Source organism: Serratia proteamaculans, from assembly GCF_008830365.1.
Taxonomy (GTDB): domain Bacteria; phylum Pseudomonadota; class Gammaproteobacteria; order Enterobacterales; family Enterobacteriaceae; genus Serratia; species Serratia proteamaculans.
Genome location: NZ_WBKI01000001.1, coordinates 373589 through 399609 on the forward strand (window position 1 = coordinate 373589; position 26021 = coordinate 399609).

Below are 26021 nucleotides of genomic sequence, written 5' to 3' on the forward strand. Positions count from 1 at the left end.
GGTTTCCGACCGGCAAACATACCTCGCCCGGTAGGGTTTTGTGAAGCAACAGATGATTAACCTTGTAGCTATACGCATTTAATGCTTATTTTATAGGGCTTAAGACTCGGGCTAGTGGCCATCTTCACTGTATTAATGGTTAACAAATGACAAAAGAACAATTCTACGCGGAATTAAAACGTGATTTGTGCGCGCTGCTTGACGGCGAAACCCACTTTATCGCTGCGTTGTCCAACGCCAGTGCATTGATCAACGAGCGTCTTGACGACGTCAACTGGGCCGGCTTCTATCTGATGGATGGCGCACAATTGGTGCTGGGTCCGTTCCAGGGAAAAATCGCCTGCGTGCGTATTCCGGTCGGCAAGGGAGTGTGTGGTACCGCAGTGGCAGAAAACCGCGTGCAGCGCGTTGGCGATGTCCATGAGTTCCCCGGTCATATCGCCTGTGACGCAGCCAGTAATGCAGAAATTGTGCTGCCGCTCAATGTTGGCGGTCAGATTATCGGCGTTCTCGATATCGACAGCACAGTTTATCAACGTTTCGACGAACAGGACGAAAGGGGCCTGGAAGCAGTGGTGGCGGGGCTTTGCGCGCAGCTGGAACAGTGTGATAGTGCGAAATATGTCACTGTGGCAGCAAGTTGATCTACGGTTAACGTGGCATTTACCGATGGCGTCATTATAATGACGCCTGTTCATGCCTGCGCTGGTTGGCAAACCCGTTGTAATCAGGAAATTTCATGGAAAATCAACCTAAGTTGAACTCTAGTAAAGAAGTCATTGCTTTTCTTGCCGAGCGTTTTCCGCTCTGCTTTAGCGCCGAGGGCGAAGCTCGCCCGTTGAAAATCGGTATTTTTCAGGATCTGGTCGAGCGTGTTCAGGGGGAAGAAAACCTAAGCAAAACGCAATTGCGTTCTGCACTGCGCCTGTACACCTCAAGCTGGCGTTACCTGTACGGTGTCAAAGTTGGCGCCCAGCGCGTCGATTTGGACGGTAACCCGTGCGGTGAGCTGGAACAGCAGCATGTCGATCATGCCCGTCAACAGCTTGAAGAAGCAAAAGCGCGCGTTCAGGCACAGCGTGCCGAGCAAAACGCCAAAAAACGTGAAGCTGCCGGTGAATCAGCCGCTGCGGAACCTCGTCGTCCACGTCCAGCCGGTAAAAAACCTGCTGCGCGTCGCGAAGGCGGAGCCGCACCGGAGAACCGCAAGCCGCGCCCACAAACTCGCCCACAGCCTGCTCGCCAACCTCGTGAAGTCAAAGAGGAAAGCCAGCAGCGTCGTGTGCCAGTCACGGATATCTCTAAACTGCAAATTGGCCAAGAAATCAAAGTCAGAGCAGGCCAGAGTGCGATGGATGCAACCGTACTTGAAATCGCCAAAGATGGCGTACGTGTGCAGCTCTCTTCCGGTCTGGCGATGATTGTGCGCGCAGAACACTTGCAGTTCTGATACGGAGGCCAACCAAGGCATGAACAAATTTGTCAGATTAACAGCAGTCGCGGGTCTGTTGTGGGCGGGTGTCAGTTACGGAGCGGAACCAGCCAACATCCGCATCGATCAACTGCCTCAGCTTCAGCAGGAACCGCAACATGCAACGGTGAGTGAGCGCGTAACTTCGCGCTTCACTCGCTCTCATTACCGTCAGTTTGCCCTCGACGCGGACTTTTCAGGCAAGATCTTCGATCGCTACCTGAATATGTTGGACTACAGCCATAACGTGCTGCTGGCCTCCGACGTGGCGCAATTCGCCAACAAGCGCAATCAGCTGGGCGAAGAGCTGAAAAGCGGTAAGCTGGATACGCCATACGCGCTGTACAATCTGGCGCAGAAACGCCGTTTTGAGCGTTATACCTATGCATTGTCGCTGCTGGAAAAGCCAATGAGCTTCACCGGCAACGACACTATCGATCTCGACCGCAGCAAAGCGCCGTGGCCGAAAGACAAGGCCGAACTGGACGCGCTGTGGAACGCTAAAGTCAAATATGACGAGCTGAACCTCAAGCTGACCGGCAAGACCGACAAGGAAATCCGTGAAACGCTGACCAAACGCTATCAGTTCGCCATCAAGCGCCTGACACAAAGCAATAGCGAAGACGTTTTCCAACTGGCGATGAATGCCTTTGCGCATGAAATCGACCCGCATACCAACTATCTCTCCCCACGTAACACCGAACAGTTCAATACCGAGATGAGCCTGTCACTGGAAGGTATCGGTGCGGTGTTGCAGATGGATGACGATTACACCCTGATCAACTCCATGGTGCCAGGTGGCCCGGCGGCGAAGAGCAAGGCGATCACCGTGGGTGACCGTATTGTCGGCGTTGGCCAGGCAGGCAAACCTGTGGTCGATGTGATCGGCTGGCGTCTGGACGACGTGGTTTCCCTGATTAAAGGGCCGAAGGGCAGCAAGGTGCGCCTGGAAATCCTGCCAGCCGGCAAGGGCACCAAAACCCGGGTGGTCACATTGACCCGCGAGCGTATCCGTCTGGAAGACCGCGCGGTGAAAATGACCATCAAGACCGTCGGCAAAGAGAAAGTCGCGGTGATGGATATTCCGGGCTTCTACGTTGGCCTGACCGATGACGTGAAAGTTCAGTTGCAGAAGATGGCCAAGCAGAACGTCAAGAGCCTGATCATCGATCTGCGCACTAACGGCGGCGGCGCACTGACCGAAGCGGTATCGCTGTCCGGCCTGTTCATTCCTAGCGGCCCGGTAGTGCAGGTGCGTGATAACAACGGCAAAGTACGCGAAGACGCGGACACCGACGGCGTGACCTATTACAAGGGACCGCTGGTGGTACTGGTTGACCGTTTCAGCGCCTCGGCTTCCGAGATCTTTGCCGCTGCGATGCAAGACTATGGTCGTGCACTGATTGTCGGTGAACCGACCTTCGGGAAAGGCACCGTGCAGCAGTATCGCTCGCTGAACCGCATTTACGATCAGATGCTGCGTCCGGAGTGGCCGGCGTTGGGTTCGGTGCAATACACCATTCAGAAGTTCTACCGCGTTAATGGCGGCAGTACCCAACGTAAGGGGGTTACCCCGGATATCCTGATGCCAAGCGGTGTCGATCCGGCGGAAACCGGTGAAGCGTTTGAAGATAACGCCATGCCGTGGGACAGCATCAATGCGGCGACCTACACCAAAACAGGTGATCTGAAGCCGTTCGATCCTGAGCTGTTGAAAGACCATGAGCAGCGTATCGCCAAGGATCCTGAGTTCCAGTACATCGCGCAGGATATTGCTCATTACAAGGCGCTGAAGGACAAGCGTAACATCGTCTCACTCAACCTTGCCCAGCGCGAGAAAGAGAACCACGACGATGACGCTACCCGTCTGCAACGCGTTAATGATCGCCTGCAGCGCGCCGGTAAGAAGCCGCTGAAGGCACTGGACGATTTGCCGAAAGATTACCAGGAGCCAGACCCATACCTGGATGAAACCGTGCACATCGCCCTGGATCTGGCGCACCTTGAACAGGCGCAGCCGGCGGCGAAATAACGCAGCCGGGTATCAGTAAACAAAAAACGCACCTTCGGGTGCGTTTTTTAATGGGCGCTCCTGAGGAGGTTGAATAATCCACCCCGTTAATTTTACGCAAAAAATACCCACCGTTTTGCGCAACAATCGTTTACAATTTGAAAAGTATTGCTTGAGCGCCGTTTTTGTAAAGTTTCGTATTTTTAGTAGGTTAATGGCGTGCAACTCTTGAAACTGTGACGAATGCCCATACCATCTAGGGTATCCGAGGCAGCGTTTTGTTAACATTTATGAGGAAGTAAACATTTTATGATGCGTATAGCTCTGTTCCTGCTCACCAACCTGGCGGTGATGTTGGTTTTCGGGCTGGTGCTCAGCCTGACAGGAATCCAATCCAGTAGCGTTCAGGGCCTGATGATCATGGCCGGTCTGTTCGGCTTCGGCGGTTCGTTTGTCTCATTGCTGATGTCCAAATGGATGGCGCTGCGCTCCGTCGGCGGGGAAGTGATTGAACAGCCGCGTAACGAGACCGAAAACTGGTTGCTGGAAACGGTCCGCCGTCAGTCGCAGCAGGCAGGCATTGCCATGCCGCAGGTGGCTATTTATCACGCACCAGACATTAACGCCTTCGCCACCGGTGCGCGCCGTAATGCGTCGCTGGTCGCCGTCAGCACCGGTTTGCTGCAAAGCATGAGCCGTGACGAAGCGGAAGCGGTTATTGCCCACGAAATCAGCCACGTTGCCAACGGCGACATGGTCACCATGACGCTGATCCAGGGTATCGTTAACACCTTCGTGATCTTTATCTCACGGCTGATCGCACAGGCGGCCGCCGGCTTCCTGGGCAACCGTGACGGCGAAGGGGAAGGCAACGGCAACCCGATGATTTATTTCGGCGTGTCGATGGTACTGGAGCTGGTCTTCGGCATCCTGGCCAGCATTATCACCATGTGGTTCTCACGTCACCGTGAGTTCTATGCCGACGCAGGTTCCGCCAAACTGGTGGGGCGTGAGAAGATGATCGCTGCGCTGCAACGGCTGAAAACCAGCTATGAACCGCAGGAAGCGGGCAACATGATGGCATTCTGCATCAACGGCAAATCCAAGTCGTTCAGCGAACTGTTCATGTCGCACCCGCCGCTCGATAAACGTATCGAAGCGCTGCGCTCAGGTCAGTATCTGAAGTAACCCTGAGAACATTAAAAACCCCGGCTTGCCGGGGTTTTTTTATGCCTGCTATTTGGCGGGGCGACTGCTTTCTACCTGTTGTGCCCGTGGTTGGGTAATGCGCAGGCTGCTGACCACCGCTGCCAGCGTGGCAAAACTGCCGGCCAGGATCAGCGAGGCGTGGGTGCCGGAGGTGGGGAACAGGTTGAACATCAACGCCACCAAGGCGGCACCGGAGGTTTGTCCCAACAGCCGTGCGGTACCCAGCATGCCGCTGGCACCACCGCTACGGTTACGCGGGGCAGCGGAAATAATAGTGTGGTTATTCGGTGACTGGAACAAGCCAAAGCCCGCGCCGCACAGCACCATGCGCCAGATGATATCCAGATCCGACGGGTTATGCGGCAGCAGCGCCAGCAGGAACAGCCCCAGTGCAAATACCGCCAGGCCGATACAGCCCAACAAACCGGCATGGATGCGCTCCACCAGTCGTCCTGCCAGCGGCGCCATGACGATAATCGCCAAAGGCCAGGGGGTCAGCAGCAAGCCGGTGGCGACCTCATCACGGCCCAGCGTGCTTTGCAGGAAGAACGGCAGCGACACCATGGCCAGCATCTGCGCGGCGAATGAACAAACGGAGGTGCCCATCGACAGGGCGAAAATCGGGATGCGCAGCAGGTCTACCGGCAGCAATGGGAACTCCTGACGCAACTGACGACGGACAAAGAAGAAGCCAATCACCAGCAGCGCAGCGATTTCGCCGAAAATCAGCGTCAGGCTTTGACCCTGAGCGAAGCCGCTGATGGCGGTGATCAACAGTCCGAAGGTCAGGGCGTTCATCACGGCACTGGTCGGATCAAAGCGTTGATTGGAGCTTTTCTGGCTATTGCCGGGCAGGTACTTCATTCCCAATAACAATGCGACGATACCAATCGGCAGATTGATGGCGAACAGCCATTGCCAGGAGGCGACCGACAGGATCGCCGCCGCGACCGTGGGGCCGGCGGCCGAGGAAAAGGCGACAATCAGCGAGTTAATGCCCATGCCGCGGCCGAGAAAACGCTGCGGATAGATAATGCGGATCAGGGCGGTGTTAACGCTCATGATGGCGGCTGCGCCAAAGCCCTGCAGCACACGGGCGATGGTCAGTGTTGTCAACGAGTCGGACAGGGCGCAGAACAGCGAGGTAATGCTAAATACCAACAGGCCGGCCTGATAGATACGGCGATAGCCAATCAGGTCGCCCAGCGAGGCCAGTGACAGCAGTGAAATGGTGATGGCCAACTGGTAGGCGTTAACCACCCAGATGGAACTGGCTGGGCTGGCGTTCAGATCGCGGGCGATGGTCGGCAGAGCCACGTTGGCAATCGCGCCGTCCAGCACTGAAACGGTAATGCCCAGGGCAATGGCGAGGATTGCCCCATAGCGTTGCGGGACGGGCAGGCCGTCAGTACAAGAACGCATGTTGATCTCGAAGGTATTAATCCGGGGGAGTATTAACATGCTAATCATATTCGTCTGCGATTGCATCCACAGTTTCCCGCGCAATTGTAATAACCGGTGAGAACACCGCGCCCAATACGTTCTTCAGGCATTTATCCCCGGGGCAGATTGCGTGGCCTTTGAGGTACCGCGTATACTGAAACCCTTGTTCAAATTTCTTAAAACAGAAAATGCCAGGTGGGATATTGACTATGGTTAACGCAGATCCAGATAAACAACCGGATGCGGTTTCGTCCGTGCTGAAAGTATTCGGTATCTTGCAGGCGCTGGGCGAGGAACGCGAGATCGGTATTACTGAGCTTTCCCAACGGGTGATGATGTCCAAAAGTACCGTCTACCGTTTTCTGCAGACCATGAAGTCATTGGGCTATGTGTCGCAGGAAGGCGAGTCGGAAAAATATGCGCTCACGCTCAAGCTGTTTGAACTGGGTGCCAAGTCGCTGCAGAGCGTCGATCTGATCCGCAGCGCTGATATCCAAATGCGCGAACTGTCAAATCACACCCGTGAAGCCATACACCTCGGGGCGCTGGATGAAGACAGCATTGTCTATATCCATAAAATTGATGCCATGTATAACCTGCGCATGTATTCGCGCATTGGTCGTCGCAACCCGCTGCACAGCACTGCGATCGGTAAAGTGCTGTTGGCCTGGCGTGACCGGGCTGAAGTGGAAAAAATCCTGTCGCAAATTGAGTTTACCCGCAGCACCCCGAACACCCTGACCGATGCCGCGGCGCTGTTATCGCTGTTGGATCAGGTGCGTGAGCAGGGTGTGGGTGAAGATATAGAGGAGCAGGAGGAAGGGCTGCGCTGTATCGCGGTGCCGGTGTTTGACCGTTTCGGCATGGTGACCGCCGGCCTGAGCATTTCATTCCCCTCCATTCGTTATTCTGAAGACGCCAGAGCGGATTACGTCAAACGTCTGCATGCCGCCGCGCGCAACATTTCTGAGCAAATGGGTTACCACCGCTATCCATTCTGATCCCATTTTTCTCCATTAAAAGGCGTTGCCAGACACGGGCAGCGCCTTTTTTTGGTCTATACCAAGAGATTTACAACGTATCCACTTCGATGCGCAGGCTGTCGTGGCGCCAGTACTCTATATCAAAGTCGAGAATGTGACCATGCTGATCGTAATTCAGCCGGCGCAGCAGCAGTGCAGGCAAGCCAACCATGGCACCCAGAGCACTAGCGGCGTGGTAGGGCAAGGCGGTTGGGTAAAACGACAGGTGCATTTTGCGGTAGATCAGCGCGTAGTGTTGCTGATAAATCTCGGTCAGACTGCCGTTGAGATCCTGCTTGAGCAGGTCCGGCACCCGTTGTGGTAGACAGTGGTTTTCGCAGTAGCAAATCGCCCGTTCGTCGGCATGGCGTACGCGGCGCAGCAGATAGATTTGAGCAAACGGCTCCAGGGCCAGCGGCTGCATCACGTCGAGCGGCACCGTGGTTTTTTCAGCGGATAACAACTCGGTACGCGGCGTGCGCCCCTGCTCCAGACACAATCGGTGAAAGTTGGTGTTCTGTGTTGGATCCAGCCACAGCCGTTCCGGTGTCACAAACCAGCCCCGGCGGTCGGCGCGATAAATGGCACCGGTGGCCTCCAGCTGTGCCAGGCTTTCACGGACCGTCACGCGGGTGGTGGAAAAAATGGCGCACAGCTCACGCTCAGAAGGTAGCTTGTCACCCACCTGTAGTGCACCCTGGGTGATGCGTGCCTGTAACTGATCCTTGATTTGCAGGTAGTGGGGCATCTCGCCCTGATGTTGTTTCATCTCATCTCGCTATGGCATTTCGGCACGCGCCCATTATACATGCGCAGATGAATTTTTTGTTTCAGCTGCGGTTGTCGTTTGACCCGAAGGCAAATTTATCGCCACTATACTCGCTATCTGGTATAGACCAAATGGGTGAATGAAATGTCTGAGCATAATTACCTGCTGTTAACCCCCGGCCCGCTGACCACCTCAAAAACGGTGAAGGAGGCGATGCTGTTCGATAGCTGTACCTGGGATGAAGACTACAACCTGGGCGTGGTACAGAGTATTCGTCAGAAACTGGTGACACTGGCGACTCAATCGACGGGTTATACCTCGGTGCTGTTGCAGGGCAGCGGCAGTTTTGCGGTAGAGGCGGTGTTAGGCACGGTGATAGGGCCGCAGGACAAACTGCTGGTCGTCAATAACGGTGCTTACGGCGCTCGTATGGTCGAAATGGCCAGGCTGATGGACCTCAACCACCACGAGTTTCACTGTGGTGAAGTGAATGAGCCGGATGTGGAGGCCATGGAAGCGGTGCTGAAAGGCGATGTGCAGATTAGCCATATCGCCATGGTGCACTGCGAAACCACCACCGGGATGCTTAATCCGTTGGAGCGGGTTTCGGGCCTGGCAGCGCGAAACGGTAAAACCCTGATCGTGGATGCGATGAGCAGTTTCGGTGGCATTCCGCTGGATGTCGATGCGCTGGGTATTGATTACCTGATCAGCTCTGCCAATAAATGCATTCAGGGTGTGCCGGGTTTCGCCTTTGTGATTGCCCGCCGTAGCGAGCTGGAAAAGTGCGCCGGACGGTCGCGTTCGCTCTCGCTGGATCTATACGCCCAGTGGCGCTGCATGGAAGATAACGCCGGTAAATGGCGTTTTACCTCGCCGACTCACACCTTGCTGGCCTTTGCGCAGGCACTGCGTGAACTGGAGAAGGAAGGGGGAATTGATGCCCGTAACATCCGTTACCGCGCTAACCAGCAACGCCTGGTGGCAGGAATGCGTGAACTGGGATTCGAGACTTTGCTGGAAGATGGGCTGCACTCGCCGATCATTACCGCGTTCTATTCTCCGAAGGCCGAAACCTATCGCTTTACCGAGTTTTATCAGCGTCTCAAGCAGCAGGGCTTTGTTATTTATCCAGGCAAAGTTTCGCAGAGCGACTGCTTCCGCATTGGCAATATCGGCGAGATTTATCCGCCGGATATCGAAGGTTTGCTGACCGCGGTCGGGCAGGCGATGTACTGGGATCTCTAAGGATGAGCATGAAGCAGATTAACGCAGTGATACTCGATTGGGCCGGCACCACGGTGGATTTCGGTTCCTTTGCACCGACGCAGATCTTTGTTGAAGCCTTTAAGCAGACCTTTGATATCGACATTAGCCTGGCGGAGGCGCGCATTCCGATGGGGTTGGGTAAGTGGCAGCACATCGAAGCGCTGGGTAAGCTGCCAGAGGTGGACGCACGCTGGCGGCAGCGGCTCGGTCGCTCCATGAATCGGCAGGATATCGATGCGCTGTACCAGGCCTTTATGCCGTTGCAGATTGCCAAGGTGGTCGACTTCGCTGCACCTATCGAAGGGGTTTCGCAGGTAATAGCGGGGCTGCGTGAGCAGGGCATCAAGATAGGTTCCTGTTCCGGATACCCACGTGCGGTCATGGAGGTGTTGGCACCGGCCGCGGCGCTGCGTGGTTATGCGCCGGATCATTGGGTGGCGAGCGACGACCTGAGCGTGGGCGGCCGTCCCGGCCCGTGGATGGCGTTGCAGAACGTAATTGCACTGGGTATTGATGCGGTGGCGCACTGTGTCAAAGTGGATGACGCGGTGCCGGGCATAAGCGAAGGGCTGAATGCCGGTATGTGGAGCATCGGGCTGGCGCTGTCCGGCAACGAATTTGGCGCTACCTGGCAGGAATACCAGCAGATGAGCACCGCGGAGATTGAACGTCGGCGTGCGCTGGCGACGGAGAAGCTGTATGCCGCCGGAGCACACTACGTAATTGATACGCTGGTACAACTGCCGGGAGTGATTGACGAAATCAATCAGCGGCTGGCGTCAGGCGAAAGGCCATAACCCTTTTCCCGACATAAAAAAACCGGGGCCAAGTGTTGCCCCGGTTTTTTATTGCCGACGAAATTTACTGGTGAGCCAGTTCCACTTCGTCTTCGCTGTCCATAATGGACTTGTCTGTCTGCTTCATCAGTTGGCTGGTGACGGTACCGGCGGTCATGGAGCCACTGACGTTCAGCGCAGTACGGCCCATGTCGATCAGCGGTTCAACCGAAATCAGCAGGGCGACCAGCGTGACCGGCAGGCCCAGTGCAGGCAACACAATCAGCGCGGCGAAGGTAGCGCCGCCACCCACGCCGGCAACGCCGGCAGAGCTGATGGTGACGATGCCCACCAGCGTGGCGATCCACACCGGATCCAGCGGGTTGATACCGACGGTAGGGGCAACCATCACCGCCAACATGGCCGGATACAGGCCCGCACAGCCATTCTGGCCGATAGTCGCGCCGAAAGACGCCGAGAAGCTGGCGATAGATTCCGGAATGCCCAGGCGACGGGTTTGTGCTTCCACATTCAGCGGGATGCTGGCAGCACTGGAGCGGCTGGTGAAGGCAAAGGTAATCACCGGCCAAACTTTGCGGAAGAATTTCGCCGGGTTAACGCCGGTGAAGGCCAACAGCACCGCGTGCACGCCAAACATGATGGCCAGGCCCAGATAAGAGGCCACCACAAAGCTACCGAGTTTAACGATGTCGTGGATGTTGGAACCGGCCACCACTTTGGTCATTAACGCCAGTACGCCGTACGGGGTCAGCTTCATGACCAGACGCACCAGCTTCATCACCCAGGCTTGCAGGGTGTCGATGGCTACCAGTACGCGCTGGCCTTTCTCTTTATCGTCTTTCAGCAACTGCAGCGAAGCCACACCCAGGAAGGCGGCAAAAATCACCACGCTAATGATCGAGGTTGGGCTGGCACCGGTCAGATCGGCAAACGGGTTTTTCGGCACGAACGACAGTACCAGTTGCGGTACGGTCAGATCTGCCACTTTACTGACGTAGTTGCTCTGAATGGCCACCATGCGCGCGCTTTCCTGCGTGCCCTGCACGAGACCCTCTGCGGTCAGGCCAAACAGGTTGGTCACCAGAACGCCCACCAGCGCGGCAATCAGCGTGGTGAACAGCAGGGTACCGATGGTCAGGAAGCTTATTTTGCCCAATGAAGAGGCGTTATGCAGCTTGGCGACCGCGCTCAGGATCGAGGCGAAGACCAGCGGCATGACAATCATTTGCAGCAGCTGTACATAGCCGTTACCGACAATGTTGAACCAACTGATGGATTCTTTCAGTACCGGGTTGTCCGAGCCGTAAACCAGTTGCAGTGCCAGACCGAACACCACGCCGATCACCAGACCAACCAGTACTTTTTTCGCCAGGCTCCATTGCTTGTGGCGGGTTTGCGCCAACAGCAAAAGGAGGGCGACAAAAATCACCACGTTAATAACCAGCGGAAGATTCATCCCCAATGTCTCCAATTATTTTTTCTTATATAAAAATGGCTATGCACCAAGGCGTAGCGATACTAAATATCGTAACAGTTTGCGTAACGGCTCACTTATATCCAAATGGAATTTAATATAACTTTGTGCGCGAATTTGTTTAATTAATCCTCTGAATGAAGATTAAATGGCCATTTTTTTGTGATCACAGTCTGATATTTTTTATTTGTTCAAAATATGACTGCACTGGAAGGGTGCAACCGCCTTGCCAATAGATGGCGAAAGCCACCAGACACAGGCACAGGGCGCGCTCGAGTTGATTGCCTTTTTGGGAATTGAGCAGCGGCAGGCGAAAACGCCAGCGGCAGGGCCAAAGCAAGGGCACGCCGGCCGGAGTGAGCATATCCGCCAACAGGTGGCTGAAGTAACCGATAATCATGGCGTGCAACACGTCGGGCGGGATCGGCCAACTGCGCGGCACGTCAAGCTGGAAAAGCGCCATGCCGCCGGCGATCGCCAGCAGACTGTGGGTAAAACCGCGATGGCCGAAGGCACGCGAGATCGGGATGGCAATCCAGCGCAGGCGCTGACCCAGCACCGATTTGGGGTGATCGATATCGGGCAGCAGTGAGGTCAGCAGCGCGGCGGGGATAATATGCCACCAGTCGCCGGTAGCCAGCTCCGGCGTCACCTCGGCCTTCTTGGCGAAAATCGCGCAAGCGACAGAGAAAATAAGATGTCCTTCCGCGGTCATACTGCTGTTCCGGCTGATAAACTGTTAATTTATCCAGTATATGGGAAAATTCCCAGTGGTGGAAGCAGTTACCCTGTAACCAATTGTTTATTTTATCCCGTTTTACAACGGCTTGTTATCTTAAAGGGGTAAGGGTTGCGCGTTTTTTGAACTGGCGCGAGGATTGAATGGAACGAAAACGCTGGGCGACCGGGTTAGGCTGCGTGGCAGTAACAACCTGTACCGATCGCCCGGCGCTTTCTTAGGGTCCCAGCATAGAGAGCGTAGTACGGTAATTCAATAGAAATGAAATAATGTTTTATTTATTTTGTCGCATAGCGCCAGGTTTTGAAATTAGGCGGTGACGGGGATGAGTAACGGCATCGGGAGCAGACCGATGCCGTGAAGATTACGCCAGGTGGTCCGGGGTAAGCTGTTCCAGTGTCTCGAGCTTATGGTCGGCCAATGCCCAGCGCTGATCATCGCGATATTCGTGCGCCGGGATAACAATTGAACGCATTCTGGCGGCCTTGGTGGCAATCATGCCGTTGAACGAGTCTTCCAGAGTGATACAACGCAGCGGATCGCTACCCAGGCGTTCGGCGGCGATCAGATACACCTCAGGGTGCGGCTTGCTGTAGGGCAGGTACTCAGCGGAAACCAGTTGATCAAAATAACCTTCGAGACCAAACATCTGCAGCACCTGTTGTTGCATGTGCAGCGGCGAGGCGGAAGCCAGGCCGATATTCAGATCCAGGCTGCGGCACAGCTCCAGCGCCTGGTGTACTCCCGGCAGCAATGGCTGCTTCTCACGGACCAGTTCGATGGCGCGTTCGATAATTCTCGCCGAGACCTCCTCCTGTGAAACCCCTTGCCACGGCATGGCCTGGTACCACATTTTCACCACCAGATCGATACGCAGACCCAGAGTATCCGGTAGCTTGTGGCGATCGGACAGGTCCAATCCCAGTGCGCCAAAGATATCCAGTTCCGCCTGTAGCCACAGGGGTTCTGAATCGATCAATAAACCGTCCATATCAAAAATAGCGGTTTCAATGCGTTGCGAATAGGCCATTAGCGGTTAACTCCTGCCGACGCCGGTGAATGTGCCCGCTACTTTATCATCGCCGACGCCGAGACTAAAACTTTTGCCTGCGTGGGGAGGCTTTGCCAAAGCGCAGGATACGCCACACCTCACGCAGTTTTAGCCACCAGCGTTGATGCTGGCGTTCGGTGACCTGCTGCAACATACGTGCATAATCCAGCACCAACCCCGGTGTCCAGGTCATGCTTTCACCACGGCTGCGCAGCACCGCCAGCATCCACAGGTTGGGATCGAGCACCAGCAACAGAAATCGACGCCACAGATGCTTATCGCCCAGTACGCCTTCCAGCGCGCTGTCGAGCGCCCGAATAACCGTGGTTGAACAGTTGCGCCGGGTTAGGTTGTAGGTGCTGTCCTGCTGATAATCTTGCCAGAAAGCGCGTAGAGCCGTTGGGTTATAGCGGTGGAACTGGATTTTTTTGTCCGGTGGGCACCAGGCGGCAACCTCTTGCTGAAGGCCGGGCAGAAAGCGCCCGTCGACGTTGTTTTGCTCACCGGAATGTAGCAACTGGCGGAAATCCTGCGCCGAGTGGCTGATATCGTTAAGTGGGTAGTGGCTGATATACACATCGGGTGCCAGCGCCAAAGCGGCGTGACCGGTGGAGATATTGCCACAGGCATCCACCGCGGCGATGTAGCGATCGACAATGTAACGGCGGCGCGCGTCTTTTGCCGAGCCGATCGGCGTCCAGACATAGACGGTGAGTGGAAGGGTTTCATTGACCCGAGGCGGCGCAGCGGGGGCCTGGTTCTGATTTAGCGCAAAACTCTCCAACTGCCGGGCGATACGCAACAGCGCCCAGCCGGAAAGCAGGATCATCACGCCGAGGCAAAAGGGCACCGTCATTCGGTGGGGGGCGGGCCAGCCGACAAAAATCATCAGCGAAAGCAGAATTTCGCCGCAGCCCGCCAAGGCTACCGGTTTCCAGCGGCTGTGCTGGATCACCGTGGAGGAGGCGATCCGCACCGCGCCATCCAGCAACAGCGCGCTGCCAAACACCAGTGTGGCGACGATATTATCGTCTGCGGGCACGTCCAGCATCAAAAAGGCCATAAACAAGAAGCCCAGCCCCTTCAGCAGTACCGGCCGGCTGGCGGATGAGCCAATCACCAGCGCGGCGGAGATTGCCACCAGCCCCTCCAGTGCCAGCATGACCGCCAATGCATCTAACGCCAGTACCGAACGGCCATCCTGCAGTATGTCGAACAACATCAATGCGCCAACGGCGATCCACAGCCAGCCGAACAGCATCAGCAGGCGGCGCTGACTGTGCAGTGCCTGTGGGCCCAACAATAAGATAATCAGCCGGATCATGGTGGCCCCTGTCTAAACGGATTGATTTAACTATATAACTATTTAATGGTAACGCGCGGATGCCGTTAAGCTGTTGATTTCGGATAATCCCGGCTACGCTTGTAGCACAGCAAGGCTGAAGAAAACGGTGGGCGAGTTTCAGTAACTACAGGTAGACTTAGCCCATTACGGTTACGTCGCTTACAAGGGGAACACATGACGTATCAACAGGCTGGGCGCATCGCCATTATCAAACGTATTCTTGGCTGGGTGGTTTTCATCCCGGCGTTGCTGTCGACGCTGATCTCAATGTTGATGTTTGTTTATCAGCACAGTGAAAAAACCAAAGGCATTAATGCGGTAATGCTGGATTTTGTCCACGTGATGGTCGATATGGTGCGCTTCAATACGCCGTTCCTGAATATCTTTTGGTATAACTCGCCGGTTCCTGACATAGAGAAAAGCTTGTTCAGTGGCGCTAATTTCATGTTTATCGTTATTTATATTCTGATTTTTGTCGGGCTGGCACTGCAGGCTTCAGGTGCGCGTATGTCACGTCAGGTGAAGTTTATCCGCGAAGGCCTGGAGGACCAGATGATCCTCGAGCAGGCCAAGGGCAGCGAAGGGCATACCCGTGCGCAGTTGGAAGAACGTATTACGCTGCCGCACCACACCATCTTCTTGCAATACTTCCCACTGTACATTTTGCCGGTGGTGATTGCCGTGATCGCCTGGTTTGTGATCAAGCTGCTCGGTCAACTGGCTGGCACGGCTTGAGGTGATATGAGGTCAGGTAAAGGCGCTGGGTTCAGCGCCTTTATTTTATCAGGAGTCGGGGTGGAGCAGAATTTCTACCGCGCGCTGGGCGCGGACCAAATGCTGACCGCCAAACAGATTGCTGCGGTTGAGCAAGTAATACAGCTGATACAGCGGCTGACGTTCGATAAAACCACTCTCCAGGGGCCAGACGCTCTGGTAGCCGTCATAAATTTGCGGTGGCAGCTCCGGGTACAGCGGCAGCATCGCCAGATCGCACTCTCTGTCTCCCCAATAACAGGCCGGGTCGAACAGTAAGGGGCCATTGGCGGTTAGAGCGCAGTTGGCCGGCCACAAATCGCCATGCAGCAGTGAAGGTTGCGGTTGATGGTGCTGCAGGCGCAGATAAACCGCGTCAACAATCTCATCAATATCCCCGAAGTTCATGCCTTTCTCCGCCGCCATCTGCAACTGCCAGCCAATGCGCTGCTCGGCAAAAAACTCTGACCAGCGGCGCTGCCAGGCATTGGGTTGCGGGGTGGTGGACAGATCGTTGTCGAAGTCGAGACCGAACTGCGGTTGTTCACTCCACTGATGCAAATGGGCCAGTTGTTGGCCAAGACAGTAGGCGCCATGGGCGTCAAAGGGTTTCAGGGGTTGGTATTCCAACAGCAGGAAGCTGTAGTCGCGATCGCTGCCGACGCCGTAGACCTGCGGCACACGCACGGTTTTACTGCGTGCGAGCAATTCCAACTGGTCGGCCTCGGCGGTAAAGATGGGCAACAGCTCACGGGCATCGCATTTGACAAACACCTGGTTATCACCGTAGCTCACACGCCATGCCGGGTGAATATCGCCCCCGGGCAGTTCGGTTCTTTCGCGGATTTCTGCGCTGCCAAGATGTTCACTTAACAGACGGCTAACGGCTTGCCACATGGTACACCCCCTCTGTGTTGCCTGCGAATTCATTAGGTTAGCGTCTTTAGCCTGAAGAAAACACGACCTGGCGCACAGCTGTCACCAACAACTGGCGATTTTCTCGCCACCCGCGTTTGCTCAAAGTATATACGCTATTGATTAATTTAAGCACTGCGCATGTTGCAACTTGCCGACGTGAGGGCGATGTTTATCAGGCCAGCTACGGCGGAGGCGAAAGGGTATTTTTTTGATGTCTTTTATTATCAATGAGATGAGAAATTAATGGAGCAAAACCAGCAGTGGCAACGTGGTGAATACCGGATCAACAGCGATAAAAGTGAATTAAATATCGCCTTTACCCACGCTTTTTTGACCACCTCGACTTGGGCGAGTGGTATTTCACTGGAGACGGTACAGTTGGCCATCGATAACAGCCTGTGTTTTGGCCTGTATCACCAGCAACAGCAGGTTGGTTTTGCACGTCTGGTCACGGATTACACCACCTTCGGCTACCTGTGTGATGTGTTTGTCTCTCCGGATTACCAGCGGCAGGGGCTGGCGCGTTGGTTGATGGATTGCACGCTGGAGCATCCGGTGTTGCAGCGGTTGCGGCGAATTATGTTGGTGACCGGCACTGCACCGTGGCTGTATCAGAAGGTAGGCTATGAAGCGGTGAATCGTAAGGACTTTGTCTGGCACATTGTCCGGCCAGATATCTACCAGCAGCAATAACACCAGTCGGCGGTGCTAATTGGGCACCGCCGCCGGTTTCAAGGCTTCGCGTTGAGCAAGCCCTCTTCGTGACGTTGTAACGGTCTGAACTTGCTGTAGAGCAGGGCGACCACAAACAGAATCGCCTGGACGATCACAATGCAGGGGCCGGTAGCGCCGTCGATGTGGAAGCTGATTAAGGTGCCGAGCACGCAGGAGAATACCGATACCACCGTGGCGACTATCAGCATGCGATCAAAGCTGCGGCACAGCATAAAGGCAATAATGCCCGGTGCGATCAGCATCGCAATCACCAGGATCACCCCCACCGCCTGCAGCGAGGCGACAATGGTCAGCGCCAACAGGCACAGCAGCCCGTAGTGCAAGAGCTTCACTGGCAAGCCAATTACCCTGGCATGGTTGGGATCGAAACAGTAGAGCATTAAATCTTTGCGTTTCAGCAGCACCACCAGCAGGGTAATGCCGGCCATCAGCAGCGTTTGCTTCAGCTCGGCGTCGGTAATGCCCAGCATATTGCCGAACAGGATGTGGCTCAGATGCTGGTCGGTATCGACGCGTGAAAACAACACCAGCCCGAAGGCGAACATGCCTGAGAACACGATACCCATCACCGTATCTTCTTTCACCCGGCTGTTTTCCTTCAGGTAACCGGTGGCGACCGCACAGAAAATACCGGAGAAAAATGCGCCGATCACCACCGGGATGCCGAGCACGAACGCCAGCACGATGCCGGGCAGCACCGCATGCGAGATGGCATCCCCCATCAGCGACCAGCCTTTGAGGACCAGATAACACGATAACACCGCACACACTACGCCAGTGACGATAGCGGCCAGGATCGCCCGCTGCATAAACGGGTAGGCGAAGGGTTCGCTGAGCAGTTGATACAGAGTTTCCATCAGTGGCCTCCGGTCTGTTCACGTGCCACACGGCGTTTGGATGCCAGCAGACCGTGTTTGGGGGCGAAGAAAAAGGCTGCCAGGAACACCAGCGTCTGCAGGGTCACGATCACCCCACCGGTTGCGCCGTCGAGGAAGAAACTCAGGTAGGCACCGAAACCGCTGGTCAGCGCGCCGATCACGATAGCGATTATTACCAGTCGACTGAAGCGGTCGGTCAGCAGATAGGCAGTTGCCCCCGGCGTGATGACCATGGCGATCACCAAAATCGCGCCGACGGTTTGTAATGCCGCCACGGTGCAGGCGCTGAGCAGGGTGAAGAACAGGATCTTCAACCGCAGCGGCGACAGGCCGATCGACACCGCATGGTTTTCATCAAAGAACACCGCCAGCAGGTCTTTCCACACCAGGCACAGGATCAGCAGTGAAACGCCGATGATAATCTCGACCTGCAACACGTCTTCGTCGGCGATACCGAGAATATTGCCGAAGATAATCGACTGCACGTTAACCGAGGTCGGGTTGAGCGAAACGATCAGCAGACCGACGGCAAAGAAGGTGGAAAAGATAAAGCCGATAATCGCGTCTTCGCGCAGGCGGGTGACGTGGCGTACCAGCGTCATGGCTAGCGCGGCCAGCATACCGGTGAAAAATGCCCCGGCGGCGTAGGGCAGGCCCAGCGCATAGGCTCCGGCGACACCGGGTACCACCGAGTGCGACAGTGCGTCACCCATCAGTGACCAGCCTTTCAGCATCAGGTAAGCGGAAAGAAACGCGCAGGCGGCACCAACGATGGCACTGACCCAAATGGCTTTAACCATGTAGTTGTAACTGAAGGGTTGCAGCAGAAGTTCCAGCATCAGGGTTGTTTCTCCTTTGGCTGGCTCTGCGCAGGCGGATCGCTCTTGGTATGGCCATAGAACACCGCCGGGCGCTCGTCATCGGTCAACACCGTCACGGTGCGCGGATCGTTGTCGTCGTGCAGGTCTGGGCCGGACAGGTTGATATGGCGCAGTACGCCGCCGAACGCCTGTTCCAGATTGCTCTGGGTAAAGGTTGTTTCGGTCGGTCCTGCGGCCAGCACAGTGCGGTTAATCAGGATCACCCGATCGCAAAACTCCGGCACGCTGCCCAGGTTATGGGTGGAGACCAGGATCAGGTGGCCTTCATCGCGCAGCGCACGCAGCAGGTCGATAATGGCGTTCTCGGTTTTGACGTCGACACCGGTAAAGGGTTCGTCCAGCAGCAGGACCGTGCCTTGTTGTGCCAGTGCTCGCGCCAGAAAGACGCGTTTTTTCTGGCCTCCGGAAAGCTCACCAATCTGGCGAGAGCGCAGTTCGCTCAGACCCACGCGCTCCAGCGCCTTATCGACCCGCAGTCGGTCTTCCTTTGAAGGAATGCGCAGGAAGTTCATCTTGCCATAGCGGCCCATCATCACCACGTCTTCCACCAATACCGGGAAATTCCAGTCAACCTCTTCGGTTTGCGGGACGTAGGCGATGACGTTTTTCTTTAGTGCTTGCGCGACTGGCTGCTCGTTGAGCTGTACGCGGCCGGTGGTGGGCCTGACCAGTCCCATGATGCTTTTGAACAGGGTCGACTTGCCGCTGCCGTTGACGCCAACCAGCGCGCAGATGGCACCACCGCTCAGGGTAAAGCTGGCGTTGTGGATCGCGGTATGGCCGTTATTGTAGGTCACGGTAACGTCGTCCACGCTCAATTCAGGGCGGACAAAAACCTCAGTGGTCATTGATCAAATCCTTTGGCAATGGTTTGTACGGTGACATTGAGCAGGTCGATATAAGTCGGTACCGGACCGTTCTGAGTGGACAGCGAATCGACATACAGCACACCGCCGTATTTTGCACTGGTCTCTTTCGCCACCTGTTTTGCCGGCTTGTCGGAAATGGTGCTTTCGCTGAAGACCACCGGAATATGGTGGGCGCGCACGGCGTCGATTACCCGGCGGACCTGCTGCGGTGACCCCTGTTCATCGGCGTTGATCGGCCACAGGTACACTTCTTTCAACTGATAGTCTTTCGCCAGATAGCTGAAGGCGCCTTCACTGGTCACCAGCCAACGCTGGGCTTCAGGAATGCGTGCCAGACGTTCGCGCAGTGGCGCGTCCAACGCGGCAATTTTGGCAGCATAGGCTTTGGCATTACGGTTATAGATTTCTGCGTTGGCCGGATCGTGCTGCACCAGTGCTTTACGGATATTTTCGATATACACCAATGCGTTGCTGGCGGACATCCAGGCGTGTGGGTTCGGGTTGCCGTTATACGGTCCTTCGCGGATCGGCAGTGGGGTGATGCCTTCGGTGACTACCGCAGCGGGCACCTGTTTGATGTTCTCGAAGAAGCGCTGGAACCAACGTTCCAGATTCATGCCGTTCCACAGGATCAGGTCAGCATGTTGTGCCTTGACGATATCGCGTGGCGTTGGCTGGTAATCGTGGATTTCTGCGCCCGGTTTGGTGATTGACTCCACCACGGCGGCGTCACCGGCCACGTTTTGGGCGATATCCTGAATGATGGTAAAGGTGGTTACCACGCGCAGCTTTTTTTCCGCCAATGCGCCATGGCTGGCGAGACCGGCGGTCAATAATAGACACAGCAGGGCGACAGGGCGGAAAAAACCCCGGGGCTTAATCAGGGACAGGCGGGGAAAAGCGCGTTGTTTCATAAACATGGTGACATCTCCTGGCTCAAATGAAAATGATTATCAATATCAATTAGAGCAAAGTCAAGCGTCACCTGCCGGCGGACTGCCGGTTATTTACTCCGTGGGAAAATAATACCGCCTGGTGAGTTATAGCATTTTATGTATCAGCATGTAACCGCTTAAGGTAGTCGTTGTAGGTGACAATATCGACCTCGGGTGTTTTCCCCAGAGCCACCTCCGCCAGCTTCTGTGCCAGGAGCAGTACATCCTGTTGATCCAATGGGGTTATCAACGCAAAGCTGTTGCTGCCCAACTCATGCGGAACGCCATTTTCGTCGGTCACCGACGTGACAAATCCCTGAAGGGTTAATTGTCCTGTCAGCTTGGCCAAATCAGCTAATCCTTCTTCCTGATAGCGAAAAGTCACCACAAAACACGTCGTTGCAGATTGACTCATAAATCACCTCTTGGTATACGAGTAGCTTGAGATTAGACCAAAAAAAGCGTACAGGCGTCCTTACAAGTTGTATATGCTACGCAACTCATTGAAAGGAGTGAGGGATTCTGTGAAAACAAAAATAGGTTGCCTGACGGCAATTTTGCTTTTGTCGGGGTGTGCCAAAGACCCACAAACAGCAAACAATATTTCAGGCAGTGGCACATCGCGTGGCGGTTGGTTAAAGACCCCCCCGCAGGCTCCAGTTAACCGTACGGGGACACCGGTAGCCTATAACGATTACATTCGTCAGGCCGCTAACAGCTATGGCGTAGACGAAACGCTGATTAAAGCGATTATTCAGGTGGAGTCTGGGTTTAACCCGAACGCCGTAAGCACGTCGAACGCAGTCGGGTTAATGCAGTTAAAACCTTCAACCGCCGGGCGTGACGCCTATCGTCTGAAAGGAAGAAGCGGGCAGCCAAGCTCGCGTGAGTTGAAGGATCCGGCGGTTAATATTGATCTGGGAACGGCCTATATCAATATTCTTCAAAGCCAGCAGCTAGCCGGGATCAACGATCCACAAACATTACGCTACGCTACCATCGTTTCTTATGTGAATGGGGCAGGCGCCATGCTGCGCACCTTCTCATCAGACAAGCGCGTGGCGGTGAACCGCATCAACCAGATGAGTCCGGATGAGTTCTATCAACACATTCAGAAAAAGCATCCGGCTCCACAGGCGCCACGCTATTTATGGAAGGTGACCACTGCCTACCAGGCGATGTCACCCTAGTTCAGATTTGTTAGTCAAACTGGCCGCCAAAACGGCCGGTTTTTTTTATGGTTAGACGGTAAAATCGCGACACATCTCCCATTTCTCGTTATTTCCCATCCTGTTACCTGAAAAAACGCACGAATAGTTAATTTTACATTAGCCATCAATTCTTTACGTTCATTCAATAAGTTACCGGTAACATTGTGGCGTTTGCTCATATTCTGAGCTTCAATAAACATACAAATAAGTAACAATTTATGTTTAAAACCCGCATCGACCGCAAGGTTGAGGTTAAATAGTTGTGATTATCTTTGGATGGAATGTGACATGTCGGACGATAAAACTAACAATTCACGGCGCGATTTCCTGTTGAAATCGATGACTTTAATTCCCGCAGCGGTGATTGGCGGCAGCGGCGTTAGCGCGCTGACGGCCTCGATACCGGCGGTTGCGGCAACGGACACCCCAAAACAAAACGACTACCAGCCTACGTTCTTCACCCCGGAGGAGTGGGGCTTCGTCAAGGCGGCGACGGCACGGCTGATCCCGGCCGACGATCGCGGTCCTGGCGCGCTGGAAGCCGGTGTACCGGAGTTTATCGATCGTCAGATGAATACCCCGTACGCCACCGGTTCGATCTGGTATATGCAGGGGCCGTTTAACCCGGATGTACCGAAAGAAATGGGTTACCAATTGCCGCTGGTACCGAAACAGATCTACAACCTGGGCATCGCGGACGCCGATGCCTATTGCAAGAAAACCGCCGGTAAACCCTTTGCCGAACTGGACGCTGCACAGCAGGATGCGCTGCTGCAGAAATTTGAGTCCGGTGAAGCGGAATTCGCGCAGTTGCCTGCCAAACTGTTCTTCTCCTATCTGCTGCAAAACACCCGCGAAGGTTTCTTCAGCGATCCGATCCATGGCGGTAATAAAGACATGGTCGGCTGGAAGCTGATTAATTTTCCGGGCGCACGCGCCGACTTTATGGACTGGGTTGAGCGAGGGGAACGTTATCCCTTACCTCCGGTTTCAATTCGTGGGGAGAGGGGGTAACAATGGCAACGGTAATGAAAAAAGTAGACGCGGTGATCGTCGGCTTCGGTTGGGTGGGCGCGATTATGGCCAAAGAGCTGACCGAAGCGGGGTTGAACGTGGTGGCGCTGGAGCGCGGCCCGATGCGCGATACCTATCCGGATGGTTCCTATCCGCAGGTGATCGACGAACTGACCTATAACATCCGCCGCAAGCTGTTCCAGGATCTGTCGAAAAGCACCGTGACCATTCGTCACAATACCAACCAGGCTGCGGTTCCTTACCGTCAGTTGGCGGCGTTCCTGCCGGGTACCGGCGTGGGCGGCGCAGGCCTGCACTGGTCTGGTGTGCATTTTCGCATCGACCCTATCGAGCTGCGCATGCGTAGCCATTACGAAGAGCGTTATGGCAAAAGCTTTATCCCGAAGGACATGACTATCCAGGACTTCGGTGTCACCTACGACGAGCTGGAGCCGTTCTTCGACAAGGCCGAAAAAGTGTTCGGAACCTCCGGCACCGCCTGGACCGTTAAGGGGCAGAAGATGGCGCCGAAGGGCGGAAACCCCTTCGCGGCTGACCGTTCCGACAACTTCCCGTTGCCGGCGCAGAAGAATACGTTCTCTGCGCAGATGTTCGAGAAAGCGGCGCGGGACGTGGGCTATCACCCGTATAACCTGCCTTCCGCCAACACCTCGGATTCCTATACCAACCCGTATGGCGCGCAGATGGGGCCGTGCAACTTCTGCGGTTTCTGCAGTGGCTACGCCTGCTACATGTATTCCAAAGCCTCGCCGAACGTCAATATTCTGCCGGCATTGCGCATGGAGAAACGCTTCGAACTGCGCACCAACGCCAACGTGTTGAAAGTGAACCTGACCGCCGACAAGTCTCGTGCGACCGGGGTGAACTACATTGACGCGCAGGGCCGTGAAATCGAACAGCCGGCGGAGTTGGTGATCCTGGGGGCGTTCCAGTTCCACAACGTGCATTTGATGCTGCTGTCCGGCATCGGTAAACCTTACGATCCGGTGACCGGCGAAGGTGTGGTAGGCCGTAACTTCGCTTACCAAAATCTGACCACCATCAAGGCGTTCTTCGACAAAGACGTCTTCACTAACCCGTTTATCGGCGCGGGTGGTAACGGGGTCGGGGTCGACGATTTCAACGCCGACAACTTTGACCATGCCAAAGCAGGCTTTGTTGGCGGTTCCCCGTTCTGGGTCAACCAGGCGGGCACCAAACCTATCTCCGGCTTGCCAACCCCTCCGGGCACTCCGGCCTGGGGCAGCAAGTGGAAAGCGGCAGTAGCGGATGCCTACACCCATCATCTGTCGATGGACGCCCACGGCGCGCATCAGTCGTATCGCAGCAACTATCTGGACCTCGATCCCAACTACAAGAACGTGTTCGGCCAGCCACTGCTGCGCATGACGTTCGACTGGCAGGAAAACGACGTCAAGATGTCTCAATTTATGTACGACAAAATGGCGCCGATCGCCAAGGCCATGAACCCGAAACTGATTGCTGGCAGCCCGAAAAACGCCGACAGCCATTTCGATACTACCAGCTACCAAACCACCCATATGAACGGTGGCGCGGTGATGGGGGAAGATCCCAAGACCAGTGCGGTGAACCGCTATCTGCAAAGCTGGGACGTGCATAACGTGTTCTCGATCGGGGCATCGGCCTTCCCGCAAGGGCTGGGTTACAACCCGACCGGCACCGTGGCCGCGTTGGCTTATTGGTCTGCACGCGCTATTCGCGAGCAGTATCTGAAAAACCCAGGCCCTTTGGTGCAGGCATAAGGACGGCGACTGATGAAAGCATTTGTTCCCGCACTGGTTCTCAGTGCACTGAGTTTCTCCGTCTGGGCGCAGGACGCCACGGTCAGCAGCGAGTTGATCAAACGCGGCGAGTATCTGGCGCGTGCCGGTGACTGCGTGGCTTGCCACACCAACGGCAAAAGCGGTAAAGAGTTTGCCGGTGGTCTGGCGATGGAAACGCCGATCGGCACCATTTATTCCACTAATATCTCACCGGACAAGAAAACCGGTATCGGTGATTACAGCTTCGAAGACTTCGACAACGCGGTACGCAAGGGCGTCGCCAAAAACGGCAGCACCCTGTACCCGGCGATGCCGTATCCATCGTTTGCGCTGGTGAAAGAGGACGACATGCGTGCCATGTATGCCTACTTCATGCACGGCGTACCGGCGGTAGAGCAGGCCAACAAGGATTCCGACATCCCCTGGCCGCTGTCAATGCGCTGGCCGCTAAGTATCTGGCGCGGCATGTTTGCGCCATCACCGGCGGATTTTGTGGCTGACGCCAAGGCCGATCCGGTGATTGAGCGGGGTCGCTATCTGGTGGAAGGGTTAGGCCACTGCGGTGCCTGCCATACGCCACGTAGCATTACCATGCAGGAAAAAGCGCTGAGCAATAACGACGGTGACAACTACCTGGCCGGCAGCAATGCGCCGATCGACGGTTGGGTCGCCTCCAGCCTGCGCGGTGATAACAAGGACGGGTTGGGCACCTGGAGCGAGGCCGAACTGACCGAGTTCCTGAAAACCGGCCGTAACGATAAGTCGATTGTGTTTGGCGGTATGAGCGACGTGGTTGAGCATAGCCTGCAGTATCTCAGCGATGAAGATCTGACGGCGATCTCGCGTTACCTGAAAACGTTGCCGCCGAAAGACGGTAAACAACAGCCAGCACCGGTAGAAGACAGCGTAGCCAAGGATCTGTGGCGGGGTGACGACAGCAAGCCCGGGGCGGCGCTGTACGTCGATAACTGCGCGGCCTGCCACCGTACCGATGGCGTGGGCTACAAACGCGCCTTCCCGGCGCTGAAGGGCAATCCGGTGGTGCAGACCGAAGATGCGACCTCGTTGATCCACATTGTGCTGACTGGTAACACCACGCCAGCGGTGAAGGGGGCGGTATCCAACATCACCATGCCACCGTTTGGCTGGCGCCTGAACGATCAGCAGGTAGCGGAAGTGGTTAACTTCATCCGCTCAAGCTGGGGTAACAGCGCCAAGCCGGTCAGCGCCTCGGACGTGGCCAGCGTGCGAAAAGACCAGAAGGACATGGGGAGCGCTGCGGTGCCGGAACATCCGGACGCGAACAAGTAAGTCATCCTCCCGGGGCCTCATCAGAGGCCCCAGATTTTTGTGCTGCCAACGCCGATTTTCACCGCAATCATTGTTCGCGAAGTAGCCACTCAGCCAGTGAAAGATAGACCC

At 55.6% G+C, this 26021-nt stretch carries 25 protein-coding genes; 13 read left to right on the forward strand and 12 right to left on the reverse strand.

What is annotated here, in order from left to right; translation table 11 throughout:
* Positions 1 to 146 precede the first annotated feature (146 nt).
* From F8R23_RS01810 to htpX, 4 genes are all read left to right on the forward strand, one after another.
* Positions 147 to 644, forward strand: coding sequence for a GAF domain-containing protein (locus tag F8R23_RS01810; RefSeq protein WP_099065608.1), 498 nt, complete (start codon positions 147 to 149; stop codon positions 642 to 644).
* A 95-nt stretch (positions 645 to 739) separates the two neighbouring features.
* Positions 740 to 1450 carry an RNA chaperone ProQ gene (gene proQ / locus F8R23_RS01815; RefSeq protein WP_012144854.1) on the forward strand — a complete coding sequence of 237 codons (711 nt, stop codon included), beginning with the start codon at positions 740 to 742 and terminating at the stop codon, positions 1448 to 1450.
* A gap of 19 nt (positions 1451 to 1469) precedes the next feature.
* A complete protein-coding gene (gene prc, locus F8R23_RS01820; protein WP_129934866.1) occupies positions 1470 to 3503 on the forward strand; it encodes a carboxy terminal-processing peptidase in 2034 nt (677 codons plus the stop codon).
* Between the two features lie 288 nt (positions 3504 to 3791).
* Positions 3792 to 4670, forward strand: coding sequence for a protease HtpX (gene htpX / locus F8R23_RS01825; protein WP_012144856.1), 879 nt, complete (start codon positions 3792 to 3794; stop codon positions 4668 to 4670).
* A 48-nt stretch (positions 4671 to 4718) separates the two neighbouring features.
* On the opposite strand, the gene F8R23_RS01830 is transcribed toward htpX, so the two are convergent.
* Positions 4719 to 6113, reverse strand: a complete 1395-nt coding sequence (locus F8R23_RS01830; RefSeq protein WP_099065746.1) for an MFS transporter — start codon at positions 6111 to 6113, stop codon at positions 4719 to 4721.
* 230 nt (positions 6114 to 6343) lie between these two features.
* Here F8R23_RS01830 and kdgR point away from each other — a divergent pair, with 230 nt between their 5' ends.
* A complete protein-coding gene (gene kdgR / locus F8R23_RS01835; RefSeq protein WP_129938680.1) occupies positions 6344 to 7135 on the forward strand; it encodes a DNA-binding transcriptional regulator KdgR in 792 nt (263 codons plus the stop codon).
* Between the two features lie 70 nt (positions 7136 to 7205).
* Here the strand turns inward: kdgR and phnR are convergent, their stop codons facing one another.
* Positions 7206 to 7925, reverse strand: a complete 720-nt coding sequence (gene phnR / locus F8R23_RS01840) for a phosphonate utilization transcriptional regulator PhnR (protein WP_129934864.1) — start codon at positions 7923 to 7925, stop codon at positions 7206 to 7208.
* Between the two features lie 144 nt (positions 7926 to 8069).
* Here phnR and phnW point away from each other — a divergent pair, with 144 nt between their 5' ends.
* Together phnW and phnX are read left to right on the forward strand one after the other, a co-directional pair.
* Complete coding sequence (phnW, locus tag F8R23_RS01845) at positions 8070 to 9173, forward strand: 2-aminoethylphosphonate--pyruvate transaminase (protein ID WP_151415181.1); 1104 nt, start codon at positions 8070 to 8072, stop codon at positions 9171 to 9173.
* Between the two features lie 8 nt (positions 9174 to 9181).
* Positions 9182 to 9991: a phosphonoacetaldehyde hydrolase gene (gene phnX / locus F8R23_RS01850; protein ID WP_151415182.1), complete on the forward strand. Its 810-nt coding sequence runs from the start codon at positions 9182 to 9184 to the stop codon at positions 9989 to 9991.
* A gap of 64 nt (positions 9992 to 10055) precedes the next feature.
* On the opposite strand, the gene F8R23_RS01855 is transcribed toward phnX, so the two are convergent.
* From F8R23_RS01855 to F8R23_RS01870, 4 genes are all read right to left on the reverse strand, one after another.
* On the reverse strand, positions 10056 to 11447 hold the full coding sequence (locus F8R23_RS01855; RefSeq protein ID WP_165366383.1) for an L-cystine transporter: 1392 nt from the start codon (positions 11445 to 11447) through the stop codon (positions 10056 to 10058).
* 184 nt (positions 11448 to 11631) lie between these two features.
* Positions 11632 to 12180, reverse strand: coding sequence for a metal-dependent hydrolase (locus F8R23_RS01860; RefSeq protein WP_085116429.1), 549 nt, complete (start codon positions 12178 to 12180; stop codon positions 11632 to 11634).
* Between the two features lie 388 nt (positions 12181 to 12568).
* Positions 12569 to 13234 carry a hexitol phosphatase HxpB gene (gene hxpB, locus F8R23_RS01865; RefSeq protein ID WP_099065518.1) on the reverse strand — a complete coding sequence of 222 codons (666 nt, stop codon included), beginning with the start codon at positions 13232 to 13234 and terminating at the stop codon, positions 12569 to 12571.
* A gap of 64 nt (positions 13235 to 13298) precedes the next feature.
* Positions 13299 to 14579 (reverse strand): HdeD family acid-resistance protein, encoded by a 1281-nt coding sequence (locus tag F8R23_RS01870; RefSeq protein WP_129934860.1) that lies wholly within the window; start codon positions 14577 to 14579, stop codon positions 13299 to 13301.
* Between the two features lie 195 nt (positions 14580 to 14774).
* Between F8R23_RS01870 and F8R23_RS01875 the strand changes: the two genes are divergently transcribed.
* Positions 14775 to 15335, forward strand: a complete 561-nt coding sequence (locus tag F8R23_RS01875) for a YniB family protein (protein WP_099065520.1) — start codon at positions 14775 to 14777, stop codon at positions 15333 to 15335.
* 48 nt (positions 15336 to 15383) lie between these two features.
* Here F8R23_RS01875 and F8R23_RS01880 read toward each other — a convergent pair whose 3' ends face one another.
* Positions 15384 to 16250 carry a fructosamine kinase family protein gene (locus tag F8R23_RS01880; RefSeq protein ID WP_129934859.1) on the reverse strand — a complete coding sequence of 289 codons (867 nt, stop codon included), beginning with the start codon at positions 16248 to 16250 and terminating at the stop codon, positions 15384 to 15386.
* Between the two features lie 264 nt (positions 16251 to 16514).
* Here F8R23_RS01880 and F8R23_RS01885 point away from each other — a divergent pair, with 264 nt between their 5' ends.
* Positions 16515 to 16964 (forward strand): GNAT family N-acetyltransferase, encoded by a 450-nt coding sequence (locus tag F8R23_RS01885; protein ID WP_129934858.1) that lies wholly within the window; start codon positions 16515 to 16517, stop codon positions 16962 to 16964.
* Positions 16965 to 17002: 38 nt separating this feature from the next.
* Here F8R23_RS01885 and F8R23_RS01890 read toward each other — a convergent pair whose 3' ends face one another.
* The 5 genes from F8R23_RS01890 to ghoS all read right to left on the reverse strand — a co-directional run bounded on the left by F8R23_RS01890 (position 17003) and on the right by ghoS (position 20984).
* Positions 17003 to 17863 carry a metal ABC transporter permease gene (locus F8R23_RS01890; RefSeq protein ID WP_099065523.1) on the reverse strand — a complete coding sequence of 287 codons (861 nt, stop codon included), beginning with the start codon at positions 17861 to 17863 and terminating at the stop codon, positions 17003 to 17005.
* Entirely contained in the window at positions 17863 to 18723 is an 861-nt protein-coding gene (gene yfeC / locus F8R23_RS01895) for an iron/manganese ABC transporter permease subunit YfeC (protein ID WP_112348367.1), read from the reverse strand. Before yfeC ends, F8R23_RS01890 begins: the two co-directional genes overlap by 1 nt.
* Entirely contained in the window at positions 18723 to 19613 is an 891-nt protein-coding gene (locus F8R23_RS01900; protein WP_129934856.1) for a manganese/iron ABC transporter ATP-binding protein, read from the reverse strand. Before F8R23_RS01900 ends, yfeC begins: the two co-directional genes overlap by 1 nt.
* Positions 19610 to 20554 carry a metal ABC transporter substrate-binding protein gene (locus F8R23_RS01905; protein ID WP_129938679.1) on the reverse strand — a complete coding sequence of 315 codons (945 nt, stop codon included), beginning with the start codon at positions 20552 to 20554 and terminating at the stop codon, positions 19610 to 19612. The genes F8R23_RS01900 and F8R23_RS01905 overlap by 4 nt, the downstream gene beginning before the upstream one ends.
* Positions 20555 to 20684: 130 nt before the next feature.
* Complete coding sequence (gene ghoS, locus F8R23_RS01910) at positions 20685 to 20984, reverse strand: type V toxin-antitoxin system endoribonuclease antitoxin GhoS (protein WP_129934854.1); 300 nt, start codon at positions 20982 to 20984, stop codon at positions 20685 to 20687.
* Positions 20985 to 21093: 109 nt separating this feature from the next.
* On the opposite strand from ghoS, the gene F8R23_RS01915 reads away from it, so the two are divergent.
* The 4 genes from F8R23_RS01915 (at position 21094) to F8R23_RS01930 (ending at position 25910) form a co-directional block, all read left to right on the forward strand.
* A complete protein-coding gene (locus F8R23_RS01915; protein ID WP_099065527.1) occupies positions 21094 to 21759 on the forward strand; it encodes a transglycosylase SLT domain-containing protein in 666 nt (221 codons plus the stop codon).
* Between the two features lie 309 nt (positions 21760 to 22068).
* Positions 22069 to 22794: a gluconate 2-dehydrogenase subunit 3 family protein gene (locus F8R23_RS01920; RefSeq protein ID WP_151415183.1), complete on the forward strand. Its 726-nt coding sequence runs from the start codon at positions 22069 to 22071 to the stop codon at positions 22792 to 22794.
* Positions 22795 to 22796: 2 nt separating this feature from the next.
* A complete protein-coding gene (locus F8R23_RS01925) occupies positions 22797 to 24578 on the forward strand; it encodes a GMC family oxidoreductase (protein WP_129934852.1) in 1782 nt (593 codons plus the stop codon).
* A gap of 12 nt (positions 24579 to 24590) precedes the next feature.
* On the forward strand, positions 24591 to 25910 hold the full coding sequence (locus F8R23_RS01930) for a c-type cytochrome (RefSeq protein ID WP_165366382.1): 1320 nt from the start codon (positions 24591 to 24593) through the stop codon (positions 25908 to 25910).
* Positions 25911 to 26021 lie beyond the last annotated feature (111 nt).